This window comes from Brevibacterium limosum, assembly GCF_011617705.1.
GTDB classification, from domain to species: Bacteria; Actinomycetota; Actinomycetes; order Actinomycetales; family Brevibacteriaceae; genus Brevibacterium; species Brevibacterium limosum.
In genome coordinates this window covers 3,269,749-3,294,470 of record NZ_CP050154.1, presented here as the reverse complement: position 1 = coordinate 3,294,470, position 24,722 = coordinate 3,269,749, and the positions used below count along the sequence as shown (strand labels likewise).

Annotated in this window: 25 protein-coding genes and 2 pseudogenes; 12 read left to right on the top strand and 15 right to left on the bottom strand. The window is 65.4% G+C overall.

The window, feature by feature from the left end:
• Positions 1-144 precede the first annotated feature (144 nt).
• The 8 genes from GUY37_RS14940 to GUY37_RS14905 all read right to left on the bottom strand — a co-directional run bounded on the left by GUY37_RS14940 (position 145) and on the right by GUY37_RS14905 (position 9,533).
• On the bottom strand, positions 145-1,581 hold the full coding sequence (locus tag GUY37_RS14940) for an MFS transporter (RefSeq protein WP_323127508.1): 1,437 nt from the start codon (positions 1,579-1,581) through the stop codon (positions 145-147).
• A gap of 200 nt (positions 1,582-1,781) precedes the next feature.
• Positions 1,782-2,528 (bottom strand): peptidylprolyl isomerase, encoded by a 747-nt coding sequence (locus tag GUY37_RS14935; RefSeq protein ID WP_166827162.1) that lies wholly within the window; start codon positions 2,526-2,528, stop codon positions 1,782-1,784.
• 163 nt (positions 2,529-2,691) lie between these two features.
• Entirely contained in the window at positions 2,692-3,903 is a 1,212-nt protein-coding gene (locus GUY37_RS14930; protein ID WP_152348673.1) for an MFS transporter, read from the bottom strand.
• A gap of 211 nt (positions 3,904-4,114) precedes the next feature.
• Entirely contained in the window at positions 4,115-5,437 is a 1,323-nt protein-coding gene (gene pcaDC / locus GUY37_RS19535) for a bifunctional 3-oxoadipate enol-lactonase/4-carboxymuconolactone decarboxylase PcaDC (protein ID WP_166827159.1), read from the bottom strand.
• Between the two features lie 44 nt (positions 5,438-5,481).
• Positions 5,482-6,852 carry a lyase family protein gene (locus tag GUY37_RS14920; RefSeq protein WP_166827157.1) on the bottom strand — a complete coding sequence of 457 codons (1,371 nt, stop codon included), beginning with the start codon at positions 6,850-6,852 and terminating at the stop codon, positions 5,482-5,484.
• Positions 6,853-6,858: 6 nt separating this feature from the next.
• Positions 6,859-7,443, bottom strand: a complete 585-nt coding sequence (gene pcaG, locus GUY37_RS14915; RefSeq protein WP_166827154.1) for a protocatechuate 3,4-dioxygenase subunit alpha — start codon at positions 7,441-7,443, stop codon at positions 6,859-6,861.
• A complete protein-coding gene (gene pcaH / locus GUY37_RS14910; protein ID WP_166827152.1) occupies positions 7,436-8,296 on the bottom strand; it encodes a protocatechuate 3,4-dioxygenase subunit beta in 861 nt (286 codons plus the stop codon). Before pcaH ends, pcaG begins: the two co-directional genes overlap by 8 nt.
• A gap of 52 nt (positions 8,297-8,348) precedes the next feature.
• Positions 8,349-9,533: a 4-hydroxybenzoate 3-monooxygenase gene (locus GUY37_RS14905; protein WP_166827149.1), complete on the bottom strand. Its 1,185-nt coding sequence runs from the start codon at positions 9,531-9,533 to the stop codon at positions 8,349-8,351.
• A gap of 275 nt (positions 9,534-9,808) precedes the next feature.
• Between GUY37_RS14905 and GUY37_RS14900 the strand changes: the two genes are divergently transcribed.
• From GUY37_RS14900 to GUY37_RS14885, 4 genes are read left to right on the top strand one after another with little or no spacing between them, the layout of a single operon-like run.
• Positions 9,809-10,414 (top strand): SipW-dependent-type signal peptide-containing protein, encoded by a 606-nt coding sequence (locus GUY37_RS14900; RefSeq protein ID WP_166827146.1) that lies wholly within the window; start codon positions 9,809-9,811, stop codon positions 10,412-10,414.
• Between the two features lie 17 nt (positions 10,415-10,431).
• Positions 10,432-11,148, top strand: a complete 717-nt coding sequence (locus GUY37_RS14895) for a SipW-dependent-type signal peptide-containing protein (RefSeq protein ID WP_166827143.1) — start codon at positions 10,432-10,434, stop codon at positions 11,146-11,148.
• Positions 11,109-12,455 (top strand): signal peptidase I, encoded by a 1,347-nt coding sequence (locus GUY37_RS14890; protein WP_208094686.1) that lies wholly within the window; start codon positions 11,109-11,111, stop codon positions 12,453-12,455. Before GUY37_RS14895 ends, GUY37_RS14890 begins: the two co-directional genes overlap by 40 nt.
• Positions 12,452-12,964, top strand: coding sequence for a fibronectin type III domain-containing protein (locus GUY37_RS14885; protein WP_166827139.1), 513 nt, complete (start codon positions 12,452-12,454; stop codon positions 12,962-12,964). Before GUY37_RS14890 ends, GUY37_RS14885 begins: the two co-directional genes overlap by 4 nt.
• Positions 12,965-13,086: 122 nt before the next feature.
• Here GUY37_RS14885 and GUY37_RS14880 read toward each other — a convergent pair whose 3' ends face one another.
• Positions 13,087-13,923, bottom strand: a complete 837-nt coding sequence (locus GUY37_RS14880) for a phosphosulfolactate synthase (protein WP_166827137.1) — start codon at positions 13,921-13,923, stop codon at positions 13,087-13,089.
• Between the two features lie 91 nt (positions 13,924-14,014).
• Positions 14,015-15,415 (bottom strand): MmgE/PrpD family protein, encoded by a 1,401-nt coding sequence (locus tag GUY37_RS14875; RefSeq protein ID WP_228278208.1) that lies wholly within the window; start codon positions 15,413-15,415, stop codon positions 14,015-14,017.
• 206 nt (positions 15,416-15,621) lie between these two features.
• Here GUY37_RS14875 and GUY37_RS14870 point away from each other — a divergent pair, with 206 nt between their 5' ends.
• Entirely contained in the window at positions 15,622-16,677 is a 1,056-nt protein-coding gene (locus GUY37_RS14870) for a YeeE/YedE family protein (protein WP_166827135.1), read from the top strand.
• A complete protein-coding gene (locus GUY37_RS14865) occupies positions 16,674-16,898 on the top strand; it encodes a sulfurtransferase TusA family protein (protein ID WP_166827132.1) in 225 nt (74 codons plus the stop codon). The genes GUY37_RS14870 and GUY37_RS14865 overlap by 4 nt, the downstream gene beginning before the upstream one ends.
• Before the next feature lie 44 nt (positions 16,899-16,942).
• On the opposite strand, the gene GUY37_RS14860 is transcribed toward GUY37_RS14865, so the two are convergent.
• Complete coding sequence (locus GUY37_RS14860; protein WP_166827130.1) at positions 16,943-17,713, bottom strand: class II glutamine amidotransferase; 771 nt, start codon at positions 17,711-17,713, stop codon at positions 16,943-16,945.
• Between the two features lie 75 nt (positions 17,714-17,788).
• Here GUY37_RS14860 and GUY37_RS14855 point away from each other — a divergent pair, with 75 nt between their 5' ends.
• On the top strand, positions 17,789-18,322 hold the full coding sequence (locus GUY37_RS14855; RefSeq protein WP_166827128.1) for an O-acetyl-ADP-ribose deacetylase: 534 nt from the start codon (positions 17,789-17,791) through the stop codon (positions 18,320-18,322).
• A 4-nt stretch (positions 18,323-18,326) separates the two neighbouring features.
• On the top strand, positions 18,327-18,680 hold the full coding sequence (locus GUY37_RS14850; RefSeq protein WP_166827125.1) for a VOC family protein: 354 nt from the start codon (positions 18,327-18,329) through the stop codon (positions 18,678-18,680).
• Between the two features lie 44 nt (positions 18,681-18,724).
• On the opposite strand, the gene GUY37_RS14845 is transcribed toward GUY37_RS14850, so the two are convergent.
• From GUY37_RS14845 to GUY37_RS14835, 3 genes and pseudogenes are all read right to left on the bottom strand, one after another.
• Positions 18,725-18,976: a hypothetical protein gene (locus GUY37_RS14845; protein WP_166827122.1), complete on the bottom strand. Its 252-nt coding sequence runs from the start codon at positions 18,974-18,976 to the stop codon at positions 18,725-18,727.
• A 120-nt stretch (positions 18,977-19,096) separates the two neighbouring features.
• Positions 19,097-19,761, bottom strand: a pseudogene (locus tag GUY37_RS14840) (response regulator).
• Entirely contained in the window at positions 19,758-20,936 is a 1,179-nt protein-coding gene (locus GUY37_RS14835; RefSeq protein WP_166827119.1) for a sensor histidine kinase, read from the bottom strand. The pseudogene GUY37_RS14840 and the gene GUY37_RS14835 overlap by 4 nt, the downstream one beginning before the upstream one ends.
• 152 nt (positions 20,937-21,088) lie before the next feature.
• On the opposite strand from GUY37_RS14835, the gene GUY37_RS14830 reads away from it, so the two are divergent.
• The 4 genes from GUY37_RS14830 to GUY37_RS14815 all read left to right on the top strand — a co-directional run bounded on the left by GUY37_RS14830 (position 21,089) and on the right by GUY37_RS14815 (position 24,031).
• Positions 21,089-21,487: a DUF4175 domain-containing protein gene (locus GUY37_RS14830; RefSeq protein ID WP_166827114.1), complete on the top strand. Its 399-nt coding sequence runs from the start codon at positions 21,089-21,091 to the stop codon at positions 21,485-21,487.
• A 2-nt stretch (positions 21,488-21,489) separates the two neighbouring features.
• Complete coding sequence (locus GUY37_RS14825) at positions 21,490-22,992, top strand: multicopper oxidase family protein (RefSeq protein WP_166827111.1); 1,503 nt, start codon at positions 21,490-21,492, stop codon at positions 22,990-22,992.
• 83 nt (positions 22,993-23,075) lie between these two features.
• Positions 23,076-23,717: a hypothetical protein gene (locus GUY37_RS14820; protein WP_166827108.1), complete on the top strand. Its 642-nt coding sequence runs from the start codon at positions 23,076-23,078 to the stop codon at positions 23,715-23,717.
• Positions 23,714-24,031, top strand: a complete 318-nt coding sequence (locus GUY37_RS14815; RefSeq protein ID WP_166827105.1) for a nucleotidyl transferase AbiEii/AbiGii toxin family protein — start codon at positions 23,714-23,716, stop codon at positions 24,029-24,031. Before GUY37_RS14820 ends, GUY37_RS14815 begins: the two co-directional genes overlap by 4 nt.
• 110 nt (positions 24,032-24,141) lie before the next feature.
• Here the strand turns inward: GUY37_RS14815 and GUY37_RS14810 are convergent.
• Positions 24,142-24,564: pseudogene (locus GUY37_RS14810) on the bottom strand (SDR family NAD(P)-dependent oxidoreductase); the annotation flags it as partial.
• Positions 24,565-24,722 lie beyond the last annotated feature (158 nt).

The window sequence follows — 24,722 nt, the reverse complement described above, 5'->3', positions numbered from 1 at the left end:
GAGGCGGTTGTGACGAAATCGTAGTGTTGCCGCGTATGCGGGCGACCGGCCTGCGCTGCCAGCGAGTTGCGGTCACAGAATCGAGGCCCGACCGCCTGAAACGGCGATCGGGCCTCGGTGGAACGACCACATTCGGTCTGGGGCTCAGCTCAGCTGGTCCTCCATGTCGAGGTCAGAGGTGTCCTTGGCCAGCCACAAGGCGATGATGGTGACGATCGCCGCGGCGATGATGTAGAGACCGCAGTAGAAGATCGACCCTCCTTCGGCCTGCCACAGAGCGACCATGGCGAACGGTGCGGGACCGGCCCCGATGACGCTGGACATGTTGTAGGAGATCGCCGAGCCGGTATAGCGGACATTGGCGGGGAAGAGCTCCGGCAGGTACGCGGCCATCGGTCCGAAGGTCAGCCCCATGAGGATGAAGCCGACGATGAGGCCGATGATGACTCCCGGGGTGCCGGCGTTGAACAGGGCATTGACGACGAGTCCGTAGGCGGCGATGAGCACGGTCACACCCAAGAGCATCTTCCGACGACCCAGTTTCTCTGCCAAGGGTCCGGAGACGACGGTGAAGATGCCGAAGAACACGACCCCGATGATGAGGTAGGTGAGGAACTCGTTCTTCGTGTACCCCAGCCCGGCGACGAAGCCCGCGGGGTCGAAGGTCTTCCCTGCCGCCTCGGCGGCGGTCTGTGCCTGTTCGGGGGTGGCAGGTGACGTTCCGTAGGTGAGGGTGAACGCGGTCATGAAGTAGAAGATCACGTAGGTCGCGAGCATGATCAGAGTGCCGAGGATGAGGGGCTTCCAGCTCGTGGCGAACACGCGTCCGAGCGGGGCCTTCGAGATCTGCTGCTTCTGCGCGACAAGCTGGAATGCCGGGGTCTCCATGAGCGACATGCGGACATAGAGGCCGACGGCCACGAGCAGTGCCGAGAGCAGGAACGGGATGCGCCAGCCCCAGGCGAGGAACGCCTCGGGGGAGGTCCAGGTGCCGAGGGCGACGAAGAGCAGGTTCGCGATGATGAAGCCGACGGGGGCACCGAGCTGCGGGAAGGTGCCCCAGATGGCGCGCTTGCCCTTCGGGGCATTCTCGGTGGCCAGGAGCGCCGCACCCGACCATTCGCCGCCGAGGCCGACGCCCTGGCAGAAGCGCAGCAGGACGAGGAACAGCGGGGCGAGGACGACCCAGCCCGGGGTGCTTGCGGTGGGGAGGAGGCCGATGAGGAAGGTGCCGATGCCCATGATGAGCAGGGAGGCGATGAGCGTCTTCTTGCGGCCGATGCGGTCACCGAAGTGACCGAAGATGATCGAGCCGAGGGGGCGGGCGACGAAGGCGACGCCGAAGATCGCGAACGAACTCAGCAGCTGCGTCGTCGATGTCTGGTTGGGGAAGAAGAGGGCCGGGAAGACCAGCGAGGAGGCCGTGGCGTAGGCGTAGAAATCGAAGAATTCGATGGTGGTGCCGACCATCGAGGCGGTCAGGACCTTGCCGCGTGTGTTGTTCTTCCGAGTCGCTGCGATTGCGTCGTCGTCGACTCCGGGTGCCGAGGAGGGATTCTCCGGTTGTGTTTCGGTGGACATGGTGGTGGTGCTCCGCTGTTTCGTGAGTGCAGGCACGGGCGGGTGGTCCGTGCCAATGGAAAAGGCCGTCGGCGCTGTGTCAGGCACAGCGTCGACGGCGACGAATCGACATTACGCTCGTCTCATAGAACGTGATTTCCAGGTCTCAGGTGCTGAGATCCATAGGAGGTCCGAGTGTTGTGGGCAACTCAGACGTGAGGTCACTCGGCGGAGGTGACCTCGGTGATCGTCACCTTCTCCTTGGGTGCGCCGTCCCCGGCGCCGGAGTCCGTGCCCTTGGCTGCGAGATCGGCGACGGTCTTCGTGCTCGCCTCGTCGAGCTGACCGAACACGGTGTAGTCGGGCGGCAGGGAGCTGTCGTCGTAGACGACGAAGAACTGAGAGCCGTTCGTGTCGGGACCGGAGTTGGCCATGGCCAGAGTGCCGGCCGGGTAGGTCTCGGAGCCGTCGAGCTCATCGGCGAACGAGTAGCCTGGGCCGCCGGAGCCGGTGCCTGTGGGGTCGCCGCACTGGAGGACTAAGATGCCCTCGGTGGTCAGGCGGTGGCATTCGGTGTCATCGAAGTACTTCTGCGCGGCCAGCGACAGGAAGCTGTTGACGGTGCACGGGGTGCGGTCGGCATCAAGAGTCACCGCGAGGTCCCCTGCGCTGGTCGCCACGGTGGCGTCGACGGTGCCCTTCGCCTCCGGTTCCTCTGCCGGTGCTTTGACGTCCTTCGCCGCGGACTGCGAATCGGCGGGGTACGAGCAGGTTCCCGCGGCGGCCGAAGAGTCCGAGCCGTCGGCGGAATCGCCCCCGGAATCAGAAGATCCGCATCCGCTCAGCAGCAGAAGGGCGAGGACGGCCAGCGCCGCGAGGGTCAGGAGTACGGCCGATTCAGGGCGGAGGGTCAGGTCGTCAGAGTGGCGGGTCACGGCATGAGAGCGACCGGGCGCAGGATGATCCATGGCTTCATCGTATCGGCATGCAGCTGCGGGTCACGTTCGGATACTGTCCGCGCCGAGCGTTCCGCCCAAACGTAGGTCACAAACGGACATTTCTGAGCCGGAAAGTATCCGATAGTGACCCATAGTTCCAGTGTCTCGGCGGAGGGTTCTGCTGAATACCGGCTCAGGTTTCCACGGAAGTGCGGGTGCTCGGGTCGGGGGAGCCGCCTCGGCGAAGGAAGATCGCGATGGAGATGACGATGAGTCCGGACAGGCACAGGCCCACCCCCACCCAGGCCGGTGCTCGGTAGCCGAGGCCCGCGGTGATGACGATGCCGCCGAGCCACGCGCCGAGCGCATTGGCGAGATTGAAGGCGGCATGGTTCATGGCCGCGGACAGGCTCGGGGCGTCGTGGGATTCGCGGAACAGACGCATCTGCAGCGCCGTGGTGATCATCGACCCGGAGATGCCGATGAGGAAGAGGGCGATGATCGCGATCGCCGCGATGTGGGTGAAGGCGCCGAAGGCGGCCAGCACGAGAGCGGAGAGGATCATGCCGCCCGTGGCCGAGCGTTCGATGGACTTGTCGACGAGCGGCCCCGCGATGAGCGAGCCGGCGGTCATGCCCAGCCCGTAGACGGCGAGGACCCAGGGGATCGCGATCTCGGGAACGCCGGCGACGTCGGTCATCGTCGGGGTGATGTAGGTGTAGACGGCGAACATGCCGCCGAAGCCCACGGAGCCGGCCACGAGGGTGAGGATGATCTGGACGCGGCCGAGGGCCTTGATCTCACCACGGGCCGAGGGCACGGCGCCGAGCTTCACGCGCGGGACGCCGATGGCGACCATGATGACCGTGAGCACTCCGAGGCCGGCGACGAGAGCATAGGCGCTGCGCCAGCCGAACATATTGCCCAGTGCGGCGGCGAAGGGCACGCCGAAGATGTTCGCGATCGTCAGGCCGAGCATCACTCGCGACATGGCCCGGCCGCGGCGATTGGCCGGGACGAGGGAGGCGGCGACGACGGCTCCGATGCCCAGGTAGGCGCCGTGCGGCAGGCCGGAGACGAAGCGTGCGATGTTGAACAGCCCGGCCGTCGGAGCCAGCATCGAGGCGAGGTTGCCCAGAGCGAAGAGGCCCATCATGCACAGGAGCAGCAGCTTGCGGTCCATGTGGGCTGCGATGGTCGTGATCAGGGGTGCGCCGACGACGACGCCGATCGCGTAGAAGGACACCGCATGTCCGGCCTGCGGGACGGTGATGCCCAGTTCCTCGGCGATCATGGGCAGCAGACCCATGGTCGCGAATTCGGTCACTCCGATGGCGAAGGCGCCGATCGCCAAAGCGAAGACCGCGAACTTGTAGACTCCGCGGGAGACCGGTGCTTCGCTCATGGAACTCCTTCGGAGGCTGCTGGTTCGGGCGACGACCGCACCAGCCTATTGCCCATCACCGCTGCTCGGTAGCCCTGAGGACGCAATGTGACGATTCGAACAGGCGGTCGCCCCTGCGCCTACTAGGTTGAGTGTGTACAGATTGCCAGAATCTCGTGAAAACTGTGCACTCTGAACCCGCTTAACTGGTCGAGGCCCCGCCGACGGAGGTTCAGGAGTCGGAGGATTCCTCGGCGTCGAATTCGGCCAGTGCCTGGGATGCGACGGAGAAGGCTGTGTTCGCGCTCGGCACGGAGCAGTAGATCGCCGATTGGAGAAGGACTTCCTTGATCTCGTCGCGGGTGAGTCCGTTGCGGAGTGCGGCCTTGACGTGCATCGCGAGTTCGGCTTCGTGGCCTCCGGCGATCATTGCCGTGAGCGTGATCGCCGAACGCATGCGCCGTTCGAGCCCGGGCCGGGTCCAGATCTCGCCCCAGGCGTAGCGGGTGATGAGGTCTTGGAAGTCGCTGGTGAAGTCGTCGACCTTCGCGTTCGCCCGGTCGACGTGGGCATCGGAGAGCACCTGACGGCGCACGGTCATTCCGGCCTCACGGACTTCGTCGCGGCTGGCCTCCCTCGGCCCGGACGCGGTGGGCAGGTCGGCTTCCGAATCGTCTGCGGCGGTCGCGCCTGCACCGCCGGTGCCGCCGGCCCCTGCACCGAGTCCCTTTCCGTGCAGGAAGTCAGCGAGCAGACCCGCGGTCACGACCGGAGCCTCGGCGGGGACGAGGTGAGCGGCGCCGTCGATGACTTCGAGGAGTGCGCCGGGGACCCCGTTGGCGATCTCGGCGAGTTTCGTCGGCGGAGTCGGCTGGTCCTGGGAGCCGGCGACGGCCAGCAGCGGCCGCGAGATCTCGGGCAGGCGTGCGCGGACATCGAAATCGGCGAGGGCATAGCAGAGAGCGGCATAGGAGAACCGGTCGGCGTCCTGCAGCGAGTGCAGGAGAGCGGCCGAGGCCTCCGGCTCCCGGTCCATGAACCCTTCCCCGAACCAGCGCTGTGCCGAACCGATGACCTGAGTCGGGGTGCCCGAGGTCGCCACGGTCTGCGCGCGTTCCTCCCAAGCTGTTGCTTCACCGATCTTCGCGCCCGTGCAGAACACGGCGATGCGGCCGAAGCGGTCTCCGTGGTCGAGCGCCAGCTGCAGGGCGGTGGCGCCGCCGATCGAATCGCCGGCGAGGTCGACGGGGGCGTCGGTGGCGGCCACATCGGGAAGGACCCGATCCAGGGTGGCAAGGACCGCCTCGGCGAGGTCGGTCATCGTCAGCCGCGGAGCCACCTCGGTGCCGGTGGGCACCTCGATCGGAGCCGAACGACCGTGACCGGGCAGGTCGATGCCGATGACCGTCGTCTCCGGACTGAGCGCGGAGAGCTCGGTGGCGGCCTGCTGCCACAGAGCGGCCGCGGAGGTGCCCAGCGAGGGCAGGACGACGAGCACCCGGGCGTCGGTCGCAGGGGCGGCGGGGGCGGCAAGAACGGATGCGGTGAGGTCCATGGATGTCACTTTCTTCGGTCGGGTCTTAAGTCGAAATGCGGTTCTCAGTCGAAGGACGGCAGGTCGATCTCCTGCGGTCCGGAGTTGTCGATGGTCGCCAGGATGGTGCGGCGGATGTCCTCGGCCTCCCCGAGGTAGGACTCGGGGGTGAAGAATTCCTCGATGCCGTCTTCGTCGCCGATCGCAGCAGCCAGTGCGGCGATGGGGTCGGAGCCGGGGGCGACGATGGCTGCGCGGGTGTCCTTGCCCAGGCGGTCACCGAAGACGATGCCGAGCTTCTCTCCGTAGATCCCGGGGGAGGCGGCATCGAGGTTGGTGCGCATGGCATCGGCGTTGACCTGCAGTCCCGCGATCATCTCGTCGAGGATGATCAGCGATGAGATCGCCAAGGTCATGAGCTCGGACAGGGCCGGCCATTCGGCGTGCCAAGCGCCGTCGGAACGTTCTTCGACGGCTTCGGCGGCGGCCGTGGTCAGCGTGGACAGGGCGCCGGGGACGCGCATTCCGTTGCGGTGGAGGAGCACCGCCGAGGTGGGGTTCGATTTGTGCGGCATCGTCGAGGATCCGCCGGTGGAGGCCAGGGACAGTTCGCCGAACTCGGGGCGCACACCGATGAGGACGTCGCGGGCGATGGATGCCCCGACCGTGACGCATTGGGCGAGATGGGAGCCCCAGGACAGGATGCGGACGCGATCGGTGTGCCACGGGACGGGGATCTGGGTCAGCGCGGCGTCGGGACCGATCATCTGCACGTGGAATTCGCGCAGCAGGGATTCGGTGGAGTCTCCGGCGAACCAGCGGATCGCGGCACGGGTGCCGGCGGCCCCGCCGACCTGCACATAGTCGACGTAGGGCGCCTGGCCCTGGACCTCGTTGACCTCGGCGGCCCAGGCGGCGGCCTTGAGCCCGAAAGTCGTCGGCAGCGCCGGCTGAGTGAGGGTGCGGGCCAGGCACAGTGTCTGAGCGTGAGCGTCGGAGAGTTCGACGAGGGAGGCGCCGATGACTTCGAGGCGCGCCTGCATCTGCCGTACGACGCGGGAGACGAGCAGACCGATCGCCGTATCGACGACGTCTTGGCTGGTCAGTCCCCGGTGCAGGCAGCGGGAGGCTTCAGGTGAGAGCCTGGAGCGGACGAGGGCGAGGAATGGGATGAGCGGGTTGCCGCCGGCTTCGGCATCCTCGCCGAGCGTCTGCAAGTGATTGTGATCGTCCGTGAGTGTGCGGATCGTGGAATCGATGGCGGCGGCCACCTCGGCGCGGATCTCCGATGACACCAGCCCCACCCGTCCCTGCGCGACGATCCACGCGGTCTCGACCTGGCCGATCGCGGTGATGAACGCGGCGTCGTCGATGGCTTCGGATCCGCGCAGATCGCCGGGGGCGAAGAGGAACCGGGTGTGGGCGGTGTCGGTCATGTCGCGTCAGTCCTCGTGGCTGGGGAATCGGAGGAAGGGAGTTTCCCCCTCACCCTGCAACCGTATGTCGAAGTGCAGCGATCCGTCAGCCCCTCGCGTGGCGATGAGGCGAGTGCGCTCGTCTTCGTCGAGCGAGGACAGGAGCGGGTCGGCAGTCAGCGCCGCGGTGTCCTCGGGCAGGTAGATGCGGGTGAAGAGCCGGTTGAGCAGCCCGCGGGCGAAGATGACGACGCTGATGAATGGTGCTTTGCCGGCCTCCGTGGGTCCTGGGTTGACCGTCGAGAAGCTGAACTCGCCTTCGGGGTCGACGGCCGCGCGGCCGAAGCCGGTGAAGGTGAAGCCGTTGCGGCGCAGCGAACCGGTCTCACGGGGGACGTCGCCGTTCTCGTCCGGCTGCCAGATCTCGAGGATGGCGTCGGGTACCGGGTCGCCTGCCCCGTCGTAGACGGTTCCGGTCAGCTGCACGGCGCGTGCCGAACCGGGTGGGACGAGCTCATTGTCGTGGTCGAAGGGCAGCGCATAGCCGTAGAACGGCCCGACGGTCTGGCCCGGGGTCGGAGTCAGATCCGGGGTTGCGGTGAGATCAGTCATCATCCTCTTCTTCCATCCAGGTCCGGTTGGCTCCGGTGAGCACGATGTCCCAGTTGTATCCCATGAGGAATTCGTGCTCGGTGATGTTGTGGTCGTAGGTCGCCACCAGGCGCTCGCGTGACTTCTGGTCGGTGATCGACTGGTAGATCGGGTCGAGGGCGAAGAGCGGGTCCCCGGGGAAGTACATCTGGGTGATCATCCGCTGTGTGAACTCGGAACCGAAGAGCGAGAAGTGGATGTGTGCCGGTCGCCATGCGTTGTGGTGGTTCTTCCACGGGTAGGGGCCCGGTTTGATCGTCGTGAACGAATAGGAGCCGTCGTCGCCGGTCAGGGTCCGGCCGACGCCGGTGAAGTTCGGGTCGATCGGGGCCGGGTGCTGATCGCGTTTGTGGATATAGCGTCCGGCCGAATTCGCCTGCCAGATCTCGACGAGCTGATTGCGCACGGGGCGACCTTCGCCGTCGAGGACCCGGCCGGTCACGCGGATGCGCTCGCCGATGGGTTCCCCGTCGGCCTGGATGGTCAGATCCGATTCGAGGGTGCCGATGTCCCGATGTCCGAACGCGGGGGAGAAGAGCTCGATCGTCTCCGGGTCGGTGTGGCGGGGATCCTTCGTCGGGTGCCGCAGGATCGAGGACCGGTAGGGCCGGTAGTCCAGGCGCGGCTGGGTCTCGGGCTTCTTCCCGCCGGCGACGTCCTGCTTGTACTGTGCTTCGATGCCGTCGATCTCGGCCGAGAGTGTGGTCTGGGATTCTGCTGCGTCGTCGGGGCCCTTCACGGGCTGGTCGATGACGGTGGGCGAATCGAAGGCCTCGGCGGTCTCATCGGTGTCTGAGGTCTGGTGCTGACTCATCGTCGAACCTTTCTCTCTTCGGTGGTGTTCGTGGGGAGGAATGGGGAGCGGCTCAGCCGTGGGGCCAGCCGGTGTAGCACTCGGCCAGGTACCGGCGCCCGTGGTCGGATTCGAGGATGGATCGCAGTTCGCCGAGGCTGCGCTTCGTTTCGAAGGCATCCTGAGTCGGGTCGGTGTGGAGCATCCGTGTCATCTGATACGAGAAGTTCTGGGCCTTCCATACGCGTTTGGTCGCGGTCTGCGAGTAGCCTGCCAGCGCCTCGGTGTCGGAGTCCTTGAGCGCCGAGATGAGGGCCGGGGCGAGCACAGCGACGTCGGCGAAGGCGAGATTGAGGCCCTTCGCCCCGGTCGGAGGGACGGTATGCGCGCTGTCACCGGCGAGGAACATCGAACCGTGCTGCATCGGTTCGGTCACCGCCGAGCGGAAGGGAAGCACAGTCTTGTCGAAGATCGGTCCGGTCTTGAGTTCGAAGCCGTCGGGGCCGTCGACGCGGGCCTGGAGTTCGGTCCAGATCCGGTCATCCGACCAATCGGCGACATCCGTGTCCGGGGAGGCCTGGAAGTACATGCGCTGGACGTTCGCGCTGCGCTGGGAGATGAGTGCGAATCCGCGTTCGGAGCGGGAGTAGATGAGGACTTCGTGGCTGGGCGGGGCTTCGCAGAGGATGCCGAACCAGGCGAAGGGGTACTCGTGGAAGAAGCGCTGCCGGGTGCCGTCGGGGATCATCGAGCGGCACGGTCCGCGGGAGCCGTCGGCCCCGACGACGTAGCGGGCGCCGATGCGCAGCTCTTCACCGTCGGAGGTGGTGGCGGTGACCCACGGGCGTTCGGTCTCGACATCGCCGAGGGTGGTGTCCGTGACCGAGTAGTAGGTGGGGCGGCCGGTGCGTTCGCGGGCGGCGGAAAGGTCGACGAAGATCTCATTCTGGGGGTAGAGCCAGACGGATTCGCCGACGAGTTCGGGGAAGTCGAAGTGGTTCGAGGCGCCGTTGACTCGGATGTCGATGCCGTCGTGGCGGTGCCCGTCGGTGTGGACGCGGGATTCGACGCCGGCGGCTTCGAGCATGCGCACCGATCCGGCTTCGAGGATTCCGGCGCGGTGCGTGTGGGCGATGTCGTCGCGGCTGCGACTGTCGATGACGACGGATTCGATGCCTGCATTGTGCAGCAGGTGCGCGAGCATGAGTCCCGCGGGTCCTGCGCCGACGATCGCAACGTCTGTCTGAAGTTGTGCCACCTTGGCCTCCTTGCCTGTCTCGTCTAAACAGTGTGCGCCCAGTCACTGACACGAGGCGACGACGTTCTCAATGAATGAGAGAGCGAGGCGGGGAGGTGTGGGACGACGAAATCGGATATTGTGGCGGGCTTTCCTCAAGGTCACTTTTCCATAACAGATTACAGAAGTGTTAGAAAAAAGGCACCTTGAAAGTAATTCATCAGTCATCATGGAGTCATTCCCCGCATTATTTCATCGTGACAAGGCGCTGGAGCGCCCGACAATGAGGAGTCCCCTTGACCACTGAGACCACGCGTTCGCGCAAGTTCAAAGCCATCCTTGCCGGCGGCATCGTCCTCGGCGTCGGTGCAGCGGTGACGCTCGCCGCCTGGACCGATGACGAATGGGCCGAAGGCATTTTCGGTGCCGGTTCGTTCAACGTCGAAGGCAGCACCAACGGGACGGACTTCGACGATCATGAAAGCTCCGCGGGCGCGGCCGAGTTGAGCTTCTCTCTCGACGGCGGGGACAACCTGTCTCCGGGCGACACCGTGGCGGCCCCCTTCGTCCTCCGCCTCGACGGACCGACGAGCTACGATGCGACCGTCTCTCTCACCTCGGCCGCCGGGGGCGGAGACAACACCACGGCCCTCAGCTATGAGATCGTCCAGGTCGCCTCGGCAGGGGAGTGCACGGCGACTGCGACCGGCACGTCCGTGGCGCCGGCGGGAACGGCACTGGACTCGACCACGGGAGCCGCCGAGTTCGACCTCACCGCCGGCGCGGACACCGCGACCGGCGACCCGGTCACCCTCTGCTTCAAGGTCACCGCGGATGACACCCTGACACAGGGGCAGGACACCACCGCACAGTGGCAGTTCACCGCGACCTCGGCCGAATGACGACGCTGAGCTGATCGATGAGGTCGCTTCTGTCGGCGCTGCTTAAACTCTTCTCGTCTGGGCGGGCAACTGACGATGGCCGCCCGACGAGTCGACGCCAGCTACGTGCGCGTCGGTCGCGTCTGCGATCGCGGCGGATCAAGGCGCTGCTGGCCGGAGGCCTCGTCTTCGGAATCGGAGCGGCCGGAACGGTTGCAGCATGGACCGACAGTGAAACCGCTGACGGGTCGTTCGAGGCCGGCACGTTCAATATCGAACTGGCGATTGATGGCCGGTGGACCAGCACCAATGAGATGACCTTCGATACCGCGCCGATGTTTCCGGGATCGAAGGTCTACGCTCCCGTGTTTGTGCGGACCAGTCCGGATACGACAATCGGGGGCGACCTCACCGTCAAGGGCAACGGAATCGGGTCTCCGAATGCCATGGGGAATGCTCTGGTCTATCGGGCTGTCACACAGGAGATCACCGGCAGTGAGGTCGACGGATACGCCTGCGGCGAGGGCAGCTTCACCGCCTCGGCGACATATGCGTTCGGTGGAGCATCGGGCAGGGTCGGGCTGAAGACGCCCGCCACCAGCACGAATGAACCGACACTTGAGGCGGCCGGTGCCTCGGTCCAGGCCTACTGCTTCGAAGTGAGCCTCCCGAGCGATGCTTCTTCCGATGCGCAAGGTCTGTCTGCGGAGCATACGTGGACGTTCGACGCCGAGTCCGTCACTCCGGAGAACTGACGATGGCGGGCAAGAGGAACGTGGGCGCCTGGCTGGGCGGAGCCGTGCTCAACATCCTCGCCGTTCTCGGCGTGATCTGCATCGTGCTCGTCATTCTCAGCTTCGTGTTCAACGTGTCTATCATCATGTTCAAGACCGGGTCGATGAGCCCGACGATCACTGCCGGATCAGCCTCTCTCGTTCGAGAGATCCCCGCCGAGGATATGAAAGTCGGCGACATCGTCACCGTCGACCGCGGCGACAAGATTCTGCCGGTGACGCACCGCGTCATCGACATCCGATCGACCGATCCCACCACCGGTGCCGTGACCTTCGAGATGAAAGGTGACGCGAACGCCGAGAAGGACCCCGAGCCTTACACCACGGAAACGGTGCGGAAGGTGCTGTTCTCTGTGCCCGGGATCGCGCCGATTCTCCAGCAGTGGCGCAATCCGTTCCTGCTCGGCGGTATCACGATCGCGGCCAGCCTCCTCGTCGTGTGGGCTTTCTGGCCGCGGCGGGGTGACGATGCTGTTGGCGAAGATTCGCTGGAGGACTCTCGTTCTCGCGCTGAGTCGCTGCGCGTTCCTGCGCGCACCCCCAAGCATGCGGTGGCGACTCCCGTCGTGGCCGCGCTGGTTCTCGGGGGCGGGGTGTTCGGCGTCGATTTGCCTAATTTCACCGAACTGGCTGCGACGAACGTTGAATCGTCGGGTGGTGAGGTCGCATCCTCCGAAGCACACGGTGATGTGCTGCAAATGAAGGCGTTCGGCGATGAAGAGTCGATGCGCAATCTCAGCCCCGGGGAGTCGGCGAAGTGGTCCGTCGACGTGTGGGCCGATGCTCCGGATCCGGGAGAAGTCGAGTTCGAGATCGGCTCTGGGCATCTGGCGGAGCCGTTGGCTTCGGCGCTGCTCGTCGATGTTCGGTCCTGTGCGAGGACCGTGGACGAGGAAGAGTGCCCAGACGACGCCGGCCAGGTTTTGAGCGGTGTTCGACTCAGCGACCTCGGCGCCGCTCCCGACGACAGTCGTGCTCTGTTCGAGATGTCGAGTGATGAGTCGACGCGGGTCGAAGTGACGGTCACATTGGAGGCTTCTGCCGATTCCGCGGCGGTGGCCGGACTGACGAGCAGTGTGCGTGTGACGGCGATCGGCCACGGCGAGGAAGTCTCCCTCGGTCCGGGCAACCCTGGTGATCCAGGTCCGGGCGGCGACCTTCCTCGGACGGGAATCGACGGGTGGCAATGGATCCTCTTGGCTGCGTTCATCCTCATCGTCGTGGGCTCAGCAGTCGTCGCGCGCTCGAGGAAGTCCGGAAGATTATGACTCAGACTCGACGCAGAAAGTTCATGCGGGGGCGGGTACGGATCCTGCTCGCGGCTTTCGCCCTCCTTGCTCTCGTCCTCGGCCCCGCCGCCGTCAACGGCACACTGGCCGGGTGGACCGACTCGAAACTGAGCCAGGGGGCGTTCACGGCGGGGTCGGTCGGGGAGGTTCAGAATCTCAAATGCATAGACAGTAAGGACGGACTTATCCCGAATCTGCTCAGAACGCAGGTCGTTTTGGAGTGGGATCCGCCCGCCGGCATCGACAAAGACTTGGTCACCTATGAAGTGGATTGGCGGCAGACCGGTCTCCTCGGTGGAAGCGGAACCGAATACCGAGATACCACCAGCTACACTTACACTGCGAGCTCCCTCAGTCTGATCACTCTCAGCACCCAGTTCGAGGTCAGAGCGAAATTGAAGTCCGGAGAGTGGATCGGGCCGGATAGCAACACAAGTGCTGTCAGCGTAGGTCTCGTTGTTCTGTCGGTGTATATGGACTGCCGTTGATAATTTCGTCGACGATTTAGTGTTACACGTGACTCACCCATGAGCTGAAGGCACCGGCGGAATCCGCCGGGGCCTCCTGCAAGTTCAGTACGTGTGGCCAGATCTGCTCACTTTCGCCCACCTCACGGCCGCGGGTTGATCACTCGTCCCCAGGTGGACTTGTTGCCCCAGATGTTCTGGCGCAGTCCCTCGAGCTGGAGGATCTGCGAGTGGTCGACGAACAGGTTGCATTCGTTGCCGTAGTTCTTGATGTACCACTCGAAGACCGGCCCGTCGGCGGCTTCGAACATGACATTCTCGAGCCCGAGACCGTTGATGATCGAGGCGGCCGCTGCGGTGTTCCACTCGTCGACGTTCTCCGTGATGCCCTCGGACTCGATCATGATGATCGAGGCCCCGGCATCCAGGGCACGCTTGCCGCGGTCGACGAGGTCGCCGATGTCCTTCGCGGACTCCGCCGCCAGCTCGGCCTCGCCGGAGTCTCCGCCGGAGCCGATCTGAATGCCGAGCTCCGGCTTCGCCTTGAGCCCGGCCCTGACGACCTTCTCGACGAGTCGTTCCAGGCCCGAGGTCGGGAGCATGATGAACCCGGTCGAGATCTCGATGACGTCGAAGCCGACCTCCTTGGCCTCCTTGAGGTACTGATCGACCGCGTCATCGCCGTAGCGCAGGACCGTCTCGATCCATCCGCCGGAGGACACATACGCCCCGTTCTCATGGGCGATGTCGCTGAAGGCCTTCACCTGCTCAGAAGGGACGAGCGAGAACGATCCGCCCGCCCACTTGATGCCGTCGACCCACTGCCCGGCGACGTCGAAGACGTCCTGCAGATGCCGGGTGCCGAAGGTCGAGTAGTACGGGGCGCGGATCTCGGTCATCCCGATGGTGCGGGGCTTGGCCGGGCGGTAGGCGCGGGGGACGAAGTTCATGGACACATCGAAATCGATGGCGTTCGACATGGTCTTTCCTTTCTTCGGATGTCGACGGCTGCCGACACGGTGTCGGCGTTCTGCCGACGGGGTGCCGGGATCTCCGGCGGGTGACGCAGCTTCAGCTGCGGGTCTGGGGGACGTGTGCGAGGACCGCGGTCAGCTCCCTGATCCGGTGATTCTCGAGGTCATGAACGAGGTCGGCGATCTCGTCACGCAGCTCCGCCTCGGCGAAGGGGGACGTCAGGGCATCGAACTTCTTCCGGGCACCTGCCCAGTCGAGGGGATGAGTGGTGAAGCCTTCGTAGTCGTCGGTGCTCGCTCGGAACTTCGTCCCATCGCCGAGAGTGACGACGAGGTCCGCGCACATATTCTCGGGGAACCGGTCGCTGAACTCCTGCGAAGGAGTGATCGTGACCTTGTGCATGAGATCCTGGACATCGTCGGCGACGATCCGCTCCGGCTCGTACTGAGCCGGATTGAGCTCACCGTCGAGGAGGACGACCGCGAGCATCCACGGCAGCGAATGATCGGCCTCCTCCTTCGTGCGGATCGCGCGCTTGTCGCCTTCCTCTCCGCCGCCGATGATCGAGTACGCGACGTCGAAGGTCGTCAGTTCCACGCCGGCGATGGCATCAGCGCGGAATCCCTCCTGAGACCGGATATCCTGTGCGGCGTCGAGGGCCGACTGCGAGTGGATCTCCGCATTGTGCTTCTTGATGATCGTGTCCGTGACCTTCTCGAGGTCCTCGGCCGACCAGTCGAGGTCGTAATCCCCGGCCAGGGCCTTGAAGCCCTTGTTGCCTTCGAAGACCTCGGCCGGTCCGGTGATTCCGCGTGAGGCCAGGAGCGCGTCGAAGACGCCCTCCTTCGACACGTGCGGATATGCCAGCCCCTTCCAGTGGCTGAGATCTCCCGTGCGCGTGACCCGCAGCGCTACGTTCGCGGTGCCGGCCATGGCCGCAGCGTTCGCGATCTGTTCGACGCCCAGACCCAATGCCTTCGCCGAGGCGGCCGCCGCAGCGAACGCGCCCTGCGTCGTATGGTCGAAGCCCAGGTCCCTCACCGGTGCGACGTCCGAGAGGCGGGCGTGGATCTGATAGGCCACGGCGAAGGCCGTGAGGAAGTCCGCGCCCGAGGCATCGGCGTGTTCCGCGGCCGCGAGGACCGCGCCCATATTGTCGGAAGGGTGATTGGTCTCACCCTTGGCCAGGTAAGCGTCCATGAAGTCGAGATACCGACTCAGGGCGGAATTGTAGAACGCGGCGTGATCGGGGCTGGCGTGCCCGCCGCCGATGAGTGTGGCACCGCGTCCGTCCCCGAGGCCCTCGATGAGGTGCCGGATGTCCTTCAGGGGCGGGGCGTCGAGGGCGCCGATGGCGACGCCGATGGTGTCGAGGACGCGGATCTTGAGCTGTTCGAGGGCAGTGTCGCTGAGCATATCCAGCGAGGCGTCGGCGACGAACTGTGCGAGTGACTGCACCTCTGTCGGTGCGTTGTTCTGGTCCATGGTGACCTTCATTGCGACCCCTCCTTATTAGGTAAGGCGTACCTAAATCATGATCCCACAAGTATCTTGACGTCAAGATACTTGTGATGAGATCTGGGTCACATTGAGTCAGGCGGGAAGTGCTTTGAGCGGCCGTGGTTGACTCACGCCATATTGTTGAGCAAAATAGAGCACTGTTGTGTTCGTCAGCGAACCTGCCGTGAACAGAAAGCAGCTCAATGATCATCACCGGACTCATCGTCGGCCTCGTCCTCGGCTTCGTCTTCCAGCGCGGCCGTTTCTGCGTGACCGGCGCCTTCCGCGACCTCACCCTGACAGGGAACACGCGGTGGTTCTCCGCTCTCATCGTGCTCATCGCCGTGCACTCCGTCGGCCTCTTCCTGCTCAACAGCTTCGGAGTCATCGCGCTCGAAGCCGAGCCGTTTCCGTGGCTGGCCTCGATCGTCGGGGGCCTGATCTTCGGCTTCTCCATGGTCTTCGCCGGTGGCTGCGCGACCGGCACCTACTACCGTGCGGGTGAGGGGCTCGTCGGCAGCTGGTTCGCCCTCATCTTCTACGCGCTGTTCTCCGCCGTCATGAAGCTCGGCCCCGCGGCAGGCTTCACCGAAGGCATCCGCAGCATCACCCTCGACAACGGCAGCCTGCAGGCGAGCACGGGTCTGAGCCCGTGGGTCTTCGTCGTCGTCATCTCGGCGATCGCCGTGTGGTTGGCCGTCCATCACGCCCGCAAGCTCAAGACCCCGATGGCGACCCTGCCTCCGCGCAAGACCGGATTGGCCCACCTGTTCACCGAGAAGCGCTGGAATCCCTTCGCCACCGCCGTGGTCATCGGCATCATCGCCACGATCGCCTGGCCGCTCTCCGCCGCCACGGGCCGCAACTCCGGGCTGGGCATCACGACCCCTTCGGCGAACCTCGTCGGATACCTCTCCACAGGCGACACGCAGCTCATCGACTGGGGAGTCATGCTCGTCATCGGCATCCTCGTCGGGTCGTTCATCGCCGCCAAAGCCTCCGGTGAATTCCGCCTCCGCGTGCCCGACCAGGCCACGATCATCAAGTCGATCATCGGCGGCATCGGCATGGGCGTCGGCGCAGCCATCGCCGGCGGCTGCACCGTCGGCAACGCCATGGTCTCGACCGCACAGTTCGAATACCAGGGCTGGGTGTCCGTGGTCTTCATGATCGCCGGCGCCGGAATCGCGGCCAAAGCCACCATCAAACCGAAGAAGTCGCCGGCGGCAGCGCCCGCGGCAGAAAGCAGGACAGTATGAAACAGGTACTCGAAACCGACGGTCAGGTCTGCCCCTTCCCGCTCGTCGAAGCCAAAGAGGCGATGACCGGACTCACCGCAGGCGATGAACTCGTCATCAACTTCGACTGCACTCAGGCCACCGAGGCGATCCCGCAGTGGGCTGCCGAAAACGGCTACCCCGTCACCCACTTCGACCGGGTCACCGACGCCAGCTGGACCATCACCGTCCAGAAATCCTGAGATCAGAGGGCCTGGCCGGCTGAGCCCGGCCGGGGTTTCCACGGCTACAGCCTGACGATCGTCTCCGCACCGTCGGCGACGGTCAGCCGCATGATCGTGTTCTGCTCGATGAGACTCCATCCTTTGTGTTCGAGTCCCGAGGAGGACACGATCATTGCGTTCTCGGGCGACCGCTGCCAGCTCATCCGGTAGTAGTGGTCGTGATGATCCGGCGGCAGGGGCCCCTGCAGATAGGGCACCTGGGTTCCGGCCGTGGCGTGGACGACGATCATCTCCTCCGTGGTCAGGAACAGCAGATTGATGCCGGGATGGTCGAAGCCCGCCCGCAGCATCCGCACCGTTCCGGTCACTGCATCGAGCAGTGATTCGCCGAGGCGCAGGTCCCGGAGGACGAGGGCGAAGATGATCGCCGAATCGGTGGTGCCGCCGATCTCCTCGACTTCGGCGACGGACACGTATTCGCGCAACCGCTCGATCGGATGCACCGAACCGTTGTGCGCCATCGCCACACCGTCGGCCAGGAACGGGTGCGTGTTCTCTTCGAGGTCCTTGAGCCCGGTCGTCGCTATCCGCAGATGACAGATCCGACCCTCGCTCGCATCCGCATCCAAAGCCCGGGTCAACCGGGGATCGTCGGCGCCCTCGGTGGGAGTGCGGAACCGCGCGACCGCCTCGGTGTCGGTGTCGATCCATGCCGTACCCCACCCGTCGTCATGGACCGTTCCCATCGACTGCCACTGCCGGCACTCATCAGCACCGATGAGGTCAGCGGCCGTGGTGGAGGTAGGCGAGATGAAACCGATCAGCCTGCACATGAGTCGCTCCTTTCAGGTGTTCCCAGGCTACGCCGATGGGTAGGCAGTGTCAGTGCCGGTGTCTAGACTCGAGGCATGAAGATCACGGTTCTCGAAGGCGATATCACCGAGGTGGCCGTCGACGCGATCGTCAATGCCGCCAATTCGAGTCTGCTCGGTGGCGGCGGGGTCGACGGAGCCATCCACCGCGCGGCCGGTCCCGCGCTGCTCGAGGCCTGCCGCGAAGTTCGGCAGACCACCCATGTGCGCGGTCTGCCGCCGGGACAGGCCGTGGCCACGTCTGCGGGGGATCTGCCTGCCCGCTGGGTCATCCACACGGTCGGGCCGAACCGGAACGCAGGCGAGGCCGACCCGGAAGTCCTCGAATCCTGTTTCGAAACGAGCCTCAATCTCGCCGAGGAGGTCGGAGCCACCTCGATCGCGTTCCCCGCGATCGGCGGCGGGGTGTTCGGGTGGTCGGCCAGGGACGTCGCCGAGGCGGCTCACAGCGTCATCGTCGACGGGCGGTCCCGCGGGCGCTGGGAATCGATCGCCGAGATCCAGTTCGTCCTCTTCAGCGGTCAGATGACGAGCGTGTTCTGCCAGGTATTCGACCACGATCAGTGGTGAGGTCATGAAGGTCAACAGGGTCATTCCGGACATCGCGGTCGACGACCTGGACGCCGCGCGGGAGTTCTACTCCGGCTTCCTCGGGCTGAGTTCCGAGGAGTTCGATCTCGGGTGGGTCGCACGATTCACCTCTCCCGACACCGGAGCGAGCGTGCAGGTGCTCACCGACGATGCGACCGGGCACACGAATCCTGTGGCCTCGGTGCTCGTCGACGACGTCGACGCCGCGTTTGCCGAAGCTCAGGAGCAGGGCATCGAGATCGTCCACCCGCTCACCCACGAGGAATGGGGCGTGCGGCGCTTCTTCGTCCGCGCGCCCGACGGGAATGTGTTCAATATCGTCGCGCACGCGGAGTGACTGCGCACCCGGAATGACCAGGTGAGTTTCGGCCCTGCGGTGGTTCACGCTCTCGTGTGCCGCACCCGGTGCACGATCGACACCGTCAGGGCAGCGATGGCGCAGCCAGCGGCGATGAGCAGCGGGATCCCGGAGATGACGGCCTCGATGACGTACTCGGGGCCGGTCTGCAGGATGGGGCCGACGACCTTGACGAAGAGGAAACCGAGGACGCCGATGAAGAGGACCAGCGCTGCTCTCTTGCCGAGGACCACCGGAAGGGGCTTCGGATGCTGATTGATCTGTGTTGTGCTCATGGTCGATCACCTTACGTTTTCGTCCACGGTCCAAACCATTTGGGCTGTGCTCTCAGGCTACTCGTGAAAGCAGGGCATGCTCTGGGTGATCGGAGGACGTTCGATGGGAGTCGCGGTCGATCAGCGCTGAGTCGGAGACCACCCGCGTGACGTTCCGCCGGGTCGGACCAAGCCCGTCTCATAGGCGAGGATGATGAGCGCGGCCCGGTCCCTGGCATCGAGTCGGGTGAGCAGGCGGCTGACATAGGTGCGGGCCGTGGCGGGGCTGAGGAAGAGTTCGGCCGCGATCTCGTCATTGGTCAGCCCCCGCCCGATTCCGCTGAGGACTTCGACCTCCCGGTCGGTCAGCTCATCGAAGCCGTGACCGTCGGGGTCGGGGGAATGCCCCTCGGCGACGGCCTGCATGACCGCGGCGGTGACCGATGGAGACAAGAGGGCATCACCGGCGGCAACGGTGCGGATCGCCGAACGCAGATCGTCGGGAGAGACGTCCTTGAGCAGATACCCGGCAGCACCCGCCCGGATGGCTGCGAAGACGTTCTCACTCCGTTCAACGCCTCGTCGGCGACGATCGCCCCCGTCGCTTCGATCCCGTCCATGGCCGGCATGCGGATGTCCATGAGCACGACATCGGGACGCAGCTCGCGCACGAATGACAGGCCCGCCCGACCGTCGGCCGCCTCGGCGATGACCGTGATGTCCCCATCGCGTTCGGCCAAAGGCCGCAGACCGGCCCGGACGAGTTCCTGATCGTCGACGATGACGACGCGGATCGCCTCGGTCATTCTTCCTCCTCGACATCGATGGGCAGGTGCGCGGTCACCGTGAACCCCTCAGCGGTCGGCCCGGCCTCGAGGCTGCCCCCGAGCAGTCCCGCCCGCTCCCTCATCCCGCGGATTCCGGCACCCGGCTCCGGATCCGCTGATCCTCCATGACCGTCGTCGACGATGCGCACGATGAGCTCATCGCCGCTCACCCGCGCTGAGACGCGGGCCGCGGCCGCTGCCGAATGGCGCAGCACGTTCGTCATCGACTCCTGAACGATCCGGAACGCCGCCGCGTCGACGGCCCGGGGCAGCGAGGCGGGGTCGACACTGACCGCAACGTCGACATCGAGACCGGCAGCCCGGGCGGCTTCGACGACGGTCGTCACTGAGGCCAAACCCAGCGCCGAGGCGGGGCCCGGTGTCGTCTCGTCCGCGGGCTCCTCCCGGAGGACCTTGACCGTGCGACGCAGTTCACGCAGCGCCTCCGAGGTGGCGCCGCGCACCCGTTCGAGCGCGGCTGTTCGGTCGTCCGGGTCCTCGGCTTCGGCCGCCACGGAGGTGTGCAGAGAGGCCACCGACAGCGTGTGGCCGATCGTGTCGTGGAGGTCGCGGGCGATCCTCACCCGTTCGGACTGCATCCGCGCCTCGGCGGCTCGGGACTCCTCGGCCGCGGTGAGAACGGCGATGCGCGCCGACTGGGTGCGGATCTCCCGGACCAGGCGGACCACGGATCCGAGGGCGATGGCCGCGGCGGCCAGCGCAAGTTCGGTGACGAAGCCGTACCCGGTCAGCTGGGCGCGCGGGTCGAGGTCATCGAACCGGTAGAACGTCGACACGGCGACGAGGACGGCGGCACCGACCACGGCCCACGAAGTGCGCCGCACCTCGGCGGTGGAATAGAGGACACCGACTGCGGGCAAGACCATGCCGATCGGCGGCAGGTCAAGGGCATAGTAGGCGAAGATCCCGAACACGGTCACCGCCAGCACGGTCAGCGGCAGGCCGCGGCGCAGGAGCAGCAGAGCACCGAAGCCGAGAGCCCAGGCGATGCCGGGCACAGGGGAGGAATCGGCGTCGGCGGCGATGACGAGCGAGATCACCAAGGTCACCGCGACGGCCAGGGACGCATCGGTCAGCCACGGTTCGAGGCGCTCGCGCTCCACGCGCGTCTCACCTGCATCTGCCGAACCCATAGTCCCAGACTACGGAGCATTCGCGCCCGCCGCAGTCGTTCGGTGTTGATGACGTGATCGCCTGCAGGAGATTCGGCGCTCGCCTCGGGGCGGGAGGAACTGACGCTCCGGCACCGATGTGGGACTGACGGCCGGTCGGAAGAGTTGAGGGTATGAATACGACAACTCACTCACGACGTCCTCTGTCCTGGCCGCTCATCGTCGGTCTGTCCTCTCTGGCGCTGCTGTGGCCGCTGACCGGACTGTGGCCCATCCTCGGTGACGGTGCCGTCCGCGCGTTCATCCTGCTCGGGCTCACCGGGGCGGTATGGATCGGGACCGTCGGTTTCGCCCGAGTCGCCCGGCCCGTGCTCACCCTGACGATCTGCGGTGCGGCGCACGGCTTCCTCACCCTCGCATTCGGCGGACTGCTCGCCGGGACCGGTCTGATCAGCACCGGGCCGGCGGTGCTTATGGCCCTCATCCCGAGTCTCGGAATGGGAGCCGGAGTCGGCGCGCTCACCGGACTGGCCGCCTTCGGTATCCAGGCGATGCTCGGCCGGCGGGTGTAGCGATGAGACTGCGCAGGTCAGCCGCGGGCGTGGCCGCTGTCGCGGTGATCGTCGCGGTCGGGGTGACTGCGTGCGGAGTGTCGACCACCTCGGTGACGGAACCCGAGTTCACGAACGAACTGGCCATCCCACCGTTGGCCGACTCGACGGTCGAGGGCGGGGTGCGCACCTTCGACCTCGCCGCGCAGAGGGGTTCGACGGATTTCGCCGGTCAGGACGGTCCGACGGAGACCTGGGGATTCAACGGGGCGTTTCTCGGTCCGACCCTGCGGGCCCAGCGCGGCGAGAAGATCGCCGTCGACGTCGAGAACGATCTGACCGAGCCGACGAGCGTGCACTGGCATGGGATGCATCTGCCGTCGAAGATGGACGGCGGACCGCACCAGATGATCGACCCCGGTCAGACCTGGAAGCCGCACTGGACGATCGACCAGCCGGCCGCGACCCTGTGGTACCACCCTCATCCGCACGGGCAGACCGAAGACCACGTGTACAAGGGGCTGGCCGGGATGGTCATCCTCGATGACGATGCGAGTCAGTCTGCCGATCTGCCGTACGAGTACGGTGTCGACGATCTTCCGCTCATCGTCCAGGACAGGACATTCTCGGACGGGCAGCTCGAGCTCACCCACGACGGGGCCGAGCCCGGGATGCTCGGTGACACCGTGATGGTCAACGGCACGATCGGCGCGGTGCAGGAGGTGACGGCGGAGAAGGTGCGGCTGCGTCTGCTCAACGGTTCGACCGCCAGGACGTACGCCTTCGAGTTCCCCGACCGGACGATGGATCTCATCGCCGGTGACGGCGGGTTCCTCGACGAACCTGTCGAAATCGACCGGCTCCGGCTGGCGCCGGGGGAGCGCGCCGAGGTGGTCGTGGACTTCGCCCCGGGTGAGACGGTGCGGATGCGCTCGGCCGAGGTCGACCTCGGCGGGGTGGCGGTGCCGGCGACGATGGGCGGACACGATTCCTTCGACGTTCTCGAATTCCGCGCTGCCGAGATCCTGACACCGGCGCCCGAACCTGCGTGGTCGCGGTCCTCTCACGCCGAGGAGGATGGCCTGGATGAGGCCGAGGCGGCCACAATCCGGAAGTTCGAACTCGAAGAACGTGAGATCAACGGTGAGCGGATGGACATGTCTCGCATCGATGAGGTCGTCCACGTCGGCGATACGGAGGTGTGGGTGGTGCGCAGCAAGCAGCCGATTCCGCACAGTTTCCATGTCCATGATGTGCAGTTCGACGTGCTCTCGGTCGACGGTGAGCCTCCGCCGGTGGAGATGAGCGGGCGGAAGGACACGATCTACCTCGAACCGAATCGCGACTACCGGCTGCTCATGCGCTTCGAGGACTATACGGATCCGCACCTGCCGTATATGTACCACTGCCACATGCTGCTGCACGAGGATGAGGGGATGATGGGCCAGTTCGTCGTCATCGACCCCGGTCAGGAGGGCGACGTCGGGATGCCGGCCGGACACGAAGGGGTGGGGCACGAGCACTGAGGCGGGTTGCTGCCGAGGATCTCTGTGACTATGCACAAATATACTTAAAGAGTATATTTGCGCATAGTTGAGAGGTGGTCGGAATGACGGATGCGATCGATATCCTCAGGGCGGTCGCTCGTGCGCCGATGAGGACGATGCGCTATCAGGATGCGCGAAGTCTCGGGACGAACTCGTGGAGAGTGCTTGATGACCTTGTCGACCAAGGCGCGCTCAAGCGCATCGTGCGGGGGGTGTACACCGCACCTCCGAATGGTCAGGATGCCCGTACATGGTCACCGGGTCTTGAAGCCGCCGCGCTTGCGGTTGCCGTGTCCAGGCAGGGAAGTCGACAAGCGATTCTCATGGGGATCGGCGCCGCTCGATTCTGGGGCGCGATCCCTCGTGCCATCGGCAGTACGGTGGTGGCGATCCCTGTCGCCGGGCGCAGGCCTCTTCGGGTCGGAAGCGGAACCGTGTATTTTGCTCATCGCGATCTGGACGGCATTGACGCTTCAGTGGAGAGGACGGAGCTCGGCTCGGGGCTGATCGCGTCGCGAGAGCAGACACTCTTCGACCTGCTGATGAGGCCGGCACAGGGTGGCAACCCTGAAGCATCGGCAGAGGCGGCCAGGAACCTGCGGCCGCAGATCGACCTCGACGAGTTTGCTGAGGTCGTCGGCGGATCAGTTCGAGCAAATGACGCCGTGAGGCGAATTGTGCGGGGAAAGGGGCAGAAGGCATGAGTGATGCGCCGCCTGCTCGGCTTACCGTGTTGACTGCTCCTGCATTCGCTGCAGCGAAACTTGCAGCGTGGAATGACAGGCATGCTTCTCGCGATCTCTATGACATGTGGGCGATGGCGGTCAATGGAATCATCAGCAGCGAGGCCGCAGAGCTGTTCTCGCGTCACGGGCCGTTCACGAGTCCGGGTGCCGTGTCGTTCGCTTCGATTCCTTCAGAGCAGGCGTGGACGACTGATCTCGCCCATCAGTGCCGACCGCAGGTGACTGCGAAAGTGGCTGCAGAAGCCGTGGCGGTTGCTTGGTCGTCGGTCTGAACCGTGGTCCGAGGGTAGACGATTCCCGGTGTTCAATGAACCGTAGGAGTTCAAGAAGTTTGAACAGCACGGAACATTGAACACCCGGCTCGGTTCACCGGCGGAGGTCCTCACACCGCGGTGTAGCCGCCGTCAATGAGGTAGTAGGCGCCGGTGACGAACGAGGCATCATCGGAGAGCAGGAAGCTCACGACCTTCGCGACCTCGTCGGCGGTGCCCAAGCGGCCGAGGGGATGCTTGGCCTTGAGGCCTTCGATAATCTCGGCGTCCAGGCTCGATTCCAGCAGGGGAGTCGTGATGTAGCCGGGGCCGATTGCGTTGATGCGCAGGCCTTCGGCACCGTATTCGGCGGCGGCATTCTTGGTGATGCCGACGACGCCGTGCTTGGCGGCGGTGTAGGCACCGTTGTTGATCGCGGCGACGCTTCCGTGAACCGAAGCCATATTGACAATCGCGGAATCCTTCGTGCCGGACTCGAGCATGGCCGGGATCTGGAAGCGCATTCCGTAGAGCACGCCGTTGAGGTTGACGTCGGCCCAGCTGATGTGGCCCTCACCAGGCGTAACGAGGAAGAGTCGGAGAACATTCCGCTGTAAGTCGGGCTGTTTGGTCACACGGGGCGTTGATCGAGGCCGGCAACAATGGTTCACTGGTTGCAATCTGCAATCACCAGTAGGAGACACCGCAGCTC

Excerpts from the sequence above, each read along its gene's own strand:
- GUY37_RS14940 (WP_323127508.1), bottom strand. The coding sequence starts at position 1,581 with ATGTCCACCGAAACACAACCGGAGAATCCCTCCTCGGCACCCGGAGTC.
- GUY37_RS14935 (WP_166827162.1), bottom strand. The coding sequence starts at position 2,528 with ATGGATCATCCTGCGCCCGGTCGCTCTCATGCCGTGACCCGCCACTCT.
- GUY37_RS14930 (WP_152348673.1), bottom strand. The coding sequence starts at position 3,903 with ATGAGCGAAGCACCGGTCTCCCGCGGAGTCTACAAGTTCGCGGTCTTC.
- pcaDC (WP_166827159.1), bottom strand. The coding sequence starts at position 5,437 with ATGGACCTCACCGCATCCGTTCTTGCCGCCCCCGCCGCCCCTGCGACC.
- GUY37_RS14920 (WP_166827157.1), bottom strand. The coding sequence starts at position 6,852 with ATGACCGACACCGCCCACACCCGGTTCCTCTTCGCCCCCGGCGATCTG.
- pcaG (WP_166827154.1), bottom strand. The coding sequence starts at position 7,443 with ATGACTGATCTCACCGCAACCCCGGATCTGACTCCGACCCCGGGCCAG.
- pcaH (WP_166827152.1), bottom strand. The coding sequence starts at position 8,296 with ATGAGTCAGCACCAGACCTCAGACACCGATGAGACCGCCGAGGCCTTC.
- GUY37_RS14895 (WP_166827143.1), top strand. The coding sequence starts at position 10,432 with ATGAGGTCGCTTCTGTCGGCGCTGCTTAAACTCTTCTCGTCTGGGCGG.
- GUY37_RS14885 (WP_166827139.1), top strand. The coding sequence starts at position 12,452 with ATGACTCAGACTCGACGCAGAAAGTTCATGCGGGGGCGGGTACGGATC.
- GUY37_RS14880 (WP_166827137.1), bottom strand. The coding sequence starts at position 13,923 with ATGTCGAACGCCATCGATTTCGATGTGTCCATGAACTTCGTCCCCCGC.
- GUY37_RS14875 (WP_228278208.1), bottom strand. The coding sequence starts at position 15,415 with ATGAAGGTCACCATGGACCAGAACAACGCACCGACAGAGGTGCAGTCA.
- GUY37_RS14870 (WP_166827135.1), top strand. The coding sequence starts at position 15,622 with ATGATCATCACCGGACTCATCGTCGGCCTCGTCCTCGGCTTCGTCTTC.
- GUY37_RS14865 (WP_166827132.1), top strand. The coding sequence starts at position 16,674 with ATGAAACAGGTACTCGAAACCGACGGTCAGGTCTGCCCCTTCCCGCTC.
- GUY37_RS14860 (WP_166827130.1), bottom strand. The coding sequence starts at position 17,713 with ATGTGCAGGCTGATCGGTTTCATCTCGCCTACCTCCACCACGGCCGCT.
- GUY37_RS14855 (WP_166827128.1), top strand. The coding sequence starts at position 17,789 with ATGAAGATCACGGTTCTCGAAGGCGATATCACCGAGGTGGCCGTCGAC.
- GUY37_RS14850 (WP_166827125.1), top strand. The coding sequence starts at position 18,327 with ATGAAGGTCAACAGGGTCATTCCGGACATCGCGGTCGACGACCTGGAC.
- GUY37_RS14845 (WP_166827122.1), bottom strand. The coding sequence starts at position 18,976 with ATGAGCACAACACAGATCAATCAGCATCCGAAGCCCCTTCCGGTGGTC.
- GUY37_RS14835 (WP_166827119.1), bottom strand. The coding sequence starts at position 20,936 with ATGGGTTCGGCAGATGCAGGTGAGACGCGCGTGGAGCGCGAGCGCCTC.
- GUY37_RS14830 (WP_166827114.1), top strand. The coding sequence starts at position 21,089 with ATGAATACGACAACTCACTCACGACGTCCTCTGTCCTGGCCGCTCATC.
- GUY37_RS14825 (WP_166827111.1), top strand. The coding sequence starts at position 21,490 with ATGAGACTGCGCAGGTCAGCCGCGGGCGTGGCCGCTGTCGCGGTGATC.
- GUY37_RS14820 (WP_166827108.1), top strand. The coding sequence starts at position 23,076 with ATGACGGATGCGATCGATATCCTCAGGGCGGTCGCTCGTGCGCCGATG.
- GUY37_RS14815 (WP_166827105.1), top strand. The coding sequence starts at position 23,714 with ATGAGTGATGCGCCGCCTGCTCGGCTTACCGTGTTGACTGCTCCTGCA.